This is a genomic window from Streptomyces sp. NPDC060209 (genome assembly GCF_042728155.1).
Classification (GTDB): domain Bacteria; phylum Actinomycetota; class Actinomycetes; order Streptomycetales; family Streptomycetaceae; genus Streptomyces.
The window spans coordinates 1-5,681 of record NZ_JBHWZS010000439.1 but is presented as its reverse complement, the minus strand read 5'-3'; the positions used below and the strand labels follow the sequence as shown (position 1 = coordinate 5,681).

At 66.8% G+C, this 5,681-nt stretch carries 6 protein-coding genes; all 6 read right to left on the bottom strand.

From position 1 onward, the window contains the following. Positions 1-19: 19 nt before the first annotated feature. On the bottom strand, positions 20-1,456 hold the full coding sequence (gene obgE, locus ACFWFI_RS40545; protein WP_387400625.1) for a GTPase ObgE: 1,437 nt from the start codon (positions 1,454-1,456) through the stop codon (positions 20-22). Between the two features lie 140 nt (positions 1,457-1,596). Continuing rightward, complete coding sequence (gene rpmA, locus ACFWFI_RS40540; RefSeq protein WP_014045902.1) at positions 1,597-1,854, bottom strand: 50S ribosomal protein L27; 258 nt, start codon at positions 1,852-1,854, stop codon at positions 1,597-1,599. Positions 1,855-1,868: 14 nt separating this feature from the next. Further along, complete coding sequence (gene rplU / locus ACFWFI_RS40535; RefSeq protein WP_018551604.1) at positions 1,869-2,189, bottom strand: 50S ribosomal protein L21; 321 nt, start codon at positions 2,187-2,189, stop codon at positions 1,869-1,871. A 461-nt stretch (positions 2,190-2,650) separates the two neighbouring features. Further along, entirely contained in the window at positions 2,651-3,238 is a 588-nt protein-coding gene (locus tag ACFWFI_RS40530; RefSeq protein WP_387400623.1) for a DUF6461 domain-containing protein, read from the bottom strand. 13 nt (positions 3,239-3,251) lie between these two features. Continuing rightward, complete coding sequence (locus tag ACFWFI_RS40525) at positions 3,252-4,319, bottom strand: hypothetical protein (protein WP_387400621.1); 1,068 nt, start codon at positions 4,317-4,319, stop codon at positions 3,252-3,254. A gap of 463 nt (positions 4,320-4,782) precedes the next feature. Continuing rightward, on the bottom strand, positions 4,783-5,681 hold an 899-nt coding region (locus ACFWFI_RS40520; protein WP_387400619.1), incomplete at its 5' end, for a hypothetical protein.

Sequence of the window (5,681 nt, the reverse complement as noted above, 5' to 3'; positions counted from 1 at the left end):
GGGGCGCCCGGCGCGCGGCCTAGAAGGGGTCGAACTCGTCGTACTCGCGCTGTGCGTCATCGTGCCCGGACTCACGCTCGCGGCGACGCTGCGCGGCGGGGCGCGGAGCCTCCATGCGGTGGTCCTCACCCCGACGGCCCAGCATCTCGGCACCGGCGGCCATGGTCGGCTCCCAGTCGAAGACGACCGCGTTGTCCTCGGCACCGATGGCCACACCGTCGCCGGCCTGGGCGCCCGCCTTGCGGAGCGCGTCCTCGACACCGAGGCGGTTGAGCCGGTCGGCGAGGTAGCCGACGGCCTCGTCGTTGTTGAAGTCGGTCTGGCGGATCCAGCGCTCGGGCTTCTCGCCGCGCACGCGGTAGATGCCGTCCTCCTCCACGGTCACGGTGAAGCCGGCGTCGTCGACAGCCTTGGGACGGATGACGATCCGGGTCGACTCCTCCTTCGGCTGCGTTGCGCGCGCCTCGGCGATGATCCCGGCAAGGGCGTAGCTGAGCTCGTTCAGGCCCTTGTGCGCGATGGCCGAGACCTCGAAGACGCGATAGCCGCGCTCCTCCAGGTCCGGGCGGATCATGTCGGCGAGGTCCTGGCCGTCCGGGATGTCGACCTTGTTGAGGGCGACGATGCGCGGGCGGTTCTCAAGGCCGCCGTACAGCCGCAGCTCCTCCTCGATCATGTCGAGGTCGGAGACCGGGTCACGGTCCGACTCCAGCGTGGCCGTGTCGAGGACGTGCACCAGGACGGAGCAGCGCTCGACGTGCCGCAGGAACTCCAGACCGAGGCCCTTGCCCTGGCTGGCGCCCGGGATGAGCCCCGGGACGTCCGCGATGGTGTAGACGGTCGAGCCCGCGGTGACGACGCCCAGGTTGGGGACGAGGGTCGTGAACGGGTAGTCCGCGATCTTCGGCTTGGCTGCGGAAAGTACCGAGATCAGCGAGGACTTCCCGGCGCTCGGGTAGCCCACGAGCGCGACGTCCGCGACGGTCTTGAGCTCCAGGACGATGTCCCGGCTCTCCCCCGGCTCGCCGAGCAGCGCGAAGCCGGGCGCCTTGCGGCGGGCGGAGGCCAGCGCGGCGTTGCCGAGGCCGCCGCGGCCACCCTGGCCGGCGACGAAGGTGGTGCCCTGGCCGACCAGGTCGGCGAGGACGTTGCCGGCCTTGTCGAGGACGACGGTGCCGTCCGGAACGGGCAGCACGAGGTCCGTGCCGTCCTTGCCGGAGCGGTTGTCACCAGCGCCGGGCTGGCCGTTCGTGGCCTTGCGGTGAGGGTGGTGGTGGTAGTCCAGCAGCGTGGTGACGGACTGCTCGACGACGAGGATCACGTCGCCGCCGCGCCCGCCGTTGCCCCCGTCGGGGCCGCCCAGCGGCTTGAACTTCTCACGGTGTACGGAGGCCACGCCGTGGCCTCCGTTACCCGCGGCGGCATGCAGCTCGACGCGGTCCACGAAGGTGGTCATGGTGGGTGCCTCCAGGTACTGCGGAAAAATACGGGAATGTCTCTTGACGTAACGCGCCGAGGGCGGACCCGCTTCCCCGGTTACCGGGAAAGCTGAGATCCGCCCTCGGAAGGTGCTGTGTCGTTCAGTCGTTGCCTGACTCAGGCAGCGACGGGAACGATGTTCACGACCTTGCGGCCACGGTGCGTACCGAACTCCACCGCACCGGCGGTCAGCGCGAACAGCGTGTCGTCGCCGCCACGGCCGACGCCCGTGCCCGGGTGGAAGTGGGTACCGCGCTGGCGGACCAGGATCTCACCGGCGTTGACGGCCTGACCGCCGAAGCGCTTCACGCCGAGCCGCTGAGCATTGGAATCGCGCCCGTTCCGAGTGGACGATGCGCCCTTCTTATGTGCCATGTCTCCTCAGTCCCTTACTTCGCAGCCGCGGGGATACCGGTGACCTTGATCGCCGTGTACTGCTGGCGGTGACCCTGGCGACGGCGGTAACCCGTCTTGTTCTTGTAGCGAAGGATGTCGATCTTCGCGCCCTTGTGGTGGTCCACGATCTCGGCCTGGACCTTGATGCCGTCCAGAACCCAGGGGTCGCTGGTCACGGCGTCGCCGTCGACAACGAGCAGGGTCGAGAGCTCGACCGTGTCGCCAACCTTGGCGGTGGGAATCTTGTCAACCTCAACGATGTCGCCGACAGCAACCTTGTGCTGGCGACCACCGCTGCGCACGATGGCGTACACGCGGATCTCTCTCTCACTCGGAACGGATCCCCTGATGCCAGCCGCCCGCACGGGCCGAGGCCCGCGACAGTCCGGAAGGATGAGCGGCCTCCCCCGGGGACGAATCACCGGGAGGGATGTGCTCAGGGGTTAGGCGCACATAAACACGCCGAGGGTCAAGATTACGGGGCGGGGTGCGGGGGGTCAAACCGGGCCGCCCCTGGGCTCCGCCGGGATGGCACCGGTTCGGGGCGCGCGGTACTCCCGGCGGGGCCGGTGACCCTGGGTGCACGCGCGACACTTCACCGTGACCTCTCCTCCGGGGCAGAGCGCGAAGCCGTTCGTCCAAGCGGGCCCGGCCGTGGCTCAGCCGGCACACACAGGATGCCGACGCGGAGACCGCGGTCCCTTGATCCTCAAGGCCTTGAACTCACCCCGGAGACCGAGCCCCTCCCCATCGCGGGGAAGGGCTCAGCTCACACCTAGGTGTACGGGTCCTTCACCATCACGGTCCGCAACTCGCCCGCGAGAGTTACATCGTCGAGGACCGCGCCGACATGCTCGGTGACCACTTCGAGGACAGGGAGCATTCCGGGATACGGCTTTCCGGCCGCCCGCCGGCGTTCCTGGACGGCGTCCCACCAAGGATGGGGTGGTGCGGGCCGACGGGACAGAAGGGTGGGCTCGAAGGACTCCACAGCCCTGCCGTTCCGCCAGTAGCCGAAGTGATTGACGCCGCTTCCGCCCACTTCCAGGAGAAACGCTTCGGATTTGGCGGAGAGGCGGGCGAGGACGTCGAGGTTGATGCTGCCCACGTTGGTCGACTTCTCGTAGCAGAACGACCACTCCCCGATCCTGCCGAAACGCAACGGGACGAGCAGGGCCTCCGGATCGCAGTCGCCCATCCATTCGATCGCTTGGTCCATATCGACGAAGCGGGAGTCTCCGGGATCACATCCGTAGGCAGTGATCACTTCCTCCGGTGCGACACCACGGGTGAGGGTGACGCACCACATCACCGCGTTCTCGTATGTGGCCCATAGCATCCGGCCGCCGACATCGTCGATCACTTCGGTCCCCTCCTCACCCGGAGAATTCCACCTTGAACTTCTCCTGATTCTGGACACGATTGACCTGTACGAAACTTCCGTACTTGCCGCCGAGCGAACCATTCACAGTCTTGGAGACATGTATGGTGGCGCAGTCCTTGCCCTCCATGGTTCCCCAAGTCTCGTTATTGACGGGCCGGAAGGTCCAGTGCCCGTTCGCGTCCTTCTCGGGGAACACATCGGCGCAGTACATTCCCGCCTGACCACCTTCGACCGTCTTGGCCATCGGGAACTCGTCACATTCCTCGCTGTCCGGAACGAGGTCGGGACGGTAGATGAAGGAGCCACACGTCCGCTTCCGATTCGCGTCCGACACACCTTGATCGGCTTCCCTGGTCTGCCAACTACTGTTCCGCTGTTCCATCACCCATTTGTAGACGGCTATTGCGCCGCCGTTCTGCGGGTCGTCGACAGTGTAGGTAAGAGTCGCGGGAACGTTGATGACGCAACCGCGCGCATATCCACTGGACGGATTCGCGTCGCACTTGACCTCCTTGTCGGCAGGGGTGTCCCAACTCATCCCCGTATCCACGGGGGTGGCACCGTTCGACGTCACCAGTACGTCGTGCTGGAGCTGGAAGACGTCCTCCGCGCCGGCGGCCACGCTGCTGCTGTAGACGACCTGCCCTGTAGCCGTCTCCCCCTCGACGAGGGTCTTGATCCCGATCCAGGGTTGCCGCACCGTTGTCTTGCAGGTATCGGTGCAGTTCACGCCTGCCTTGAAGTTCAGGCTCTTCACATCACCGGTCAATTCGGTGACCTCGATGGTGATCTGCTCCTTGATCTCCGTATTGACGTGCGTCGTGACAGCACTGCTGGAAACGTCCATCAGGCCGGTGCCTATGGTTTTACCTGAAGAATCCCTGAGGGTGTAGATCCCCTGGGCATCTATCAGGCACACCCGCTTACGGGTTGCACTCCACTGCCCAGGTGCCGCCGCCTCGCAGGTTTCGTCGGGCGTTTCGTCGGCCAGCGGGAGGACTGGCGAACCGGCCGCAATTGCACTCCGAGCGGAGGCGACAGCAGGGGCGGTGAACTCCATGCACTCGGTCACGGCTTCCGGGGTTTTCGACCTCTGGGAATCCGAGACGGGGGCACATGACTTCGTGGCGGTGCTCTGCGACGCCTCCGCGGTGGCCGTACTCCCCAGCCCTCCGGCGCCCAGAGCGGCGAGCATTGCCATCAAAACGGCGAGTCTGACTGGTTTCCTCAAGGTGATTCTTCCTTCTCTTTCTTTCGGTCAGCTGCTGATCAGAAACGCTTGTGCGAGTCCGAGTCGTTGCGCATGGCGTGAGTGATCCGGTGGAAAGGAGCGGCACTTGTCGCCGTCAGTTCAGGAGGTTCTGCAACTTCGTGCGGCGCGCGTCTTCGGGCAGCGCACCACGGCGAATCCCTGAGGGGCTGGGACTGCCCTTCCGGCCCGGCAGAAGAGCAACACCGGTACCAGATAAAGGAAGGAACGATCCTTCAGACACTTACGGACCACCTTTGGGTACGAGCGCGGCTCACTGGAGCAGTTCGATGTGCGGATGGTCCGGGAAGTCGGGGCAGACGTGGAGTTGCAGGTTGTTGCCGCCGGTTATGTCGATCAAGGTGAAGTTGCCGTCCTGGGCGCCCGGGGGAGGCGGGGCCGGGGTCGTCCGTTCCTCCCCGGCGATCCAGGTCCCGCTGCCGCCGTCCCATTCCGAGGAGGCGATGGTGAGGAGCGGGACCGCCTCGGTGCCGCACTCGGGGCATGAGCGGTCGACGGGGTCGGTGGGGCTCCAGCGGGTCCAGCCGCCGGTCTTCCAGCCGGGGGCGTGGCAGAGGTTGTTCAAGTAGAGCTCGCCCGGGTCGTCCGCGTACGAGCTGTACAGCGCGGGGTCGACCGTCTCCCAGCGGCTCATGTCGTCCAGCTGATCGCTCAGCTCCTTGTCCAGCTCCAGAGGGTTGGGGAACTCGATGACCTGCTCCGGTGAGAACAGGCACGGCTCCGGGAGGTAGTACGCGGACTGGACGATCGGCGGCTCGGGCGGTACGTCGAGGACATCGGTGACGGTGGCGGACGAGCGCCAGAAGAGTGCGGTCCTGGGGTGTGCCATCGAGTGGTCGAAGGGGCACCACAGGACCTGGAGGAGGTCCGCGCCGGACGGGCACGGGAAGGGGACGTCGCGGGCGTGGAGCTGGGCGACGGGCAGGAGGGGGATCGGGCCGTCGGTCCACGGGCGGCCCGCCCTGATCCGCTCCAGGGTCTCCACCTCCTCGGGGGTCCGCTCGGGTGCCTCGGGGCCAAGGCGCAGCCGCTCAGTCGCTGCGGCGCGGAGGAGCCGGATGTCGTCCGGTGAGTGGACCACCGGCGCCACGCGGCTGTCGTGCGGCTCGTCGCAGTACGGCCACGGCTCGTCGGCGGGCCACAGGAGAGGCC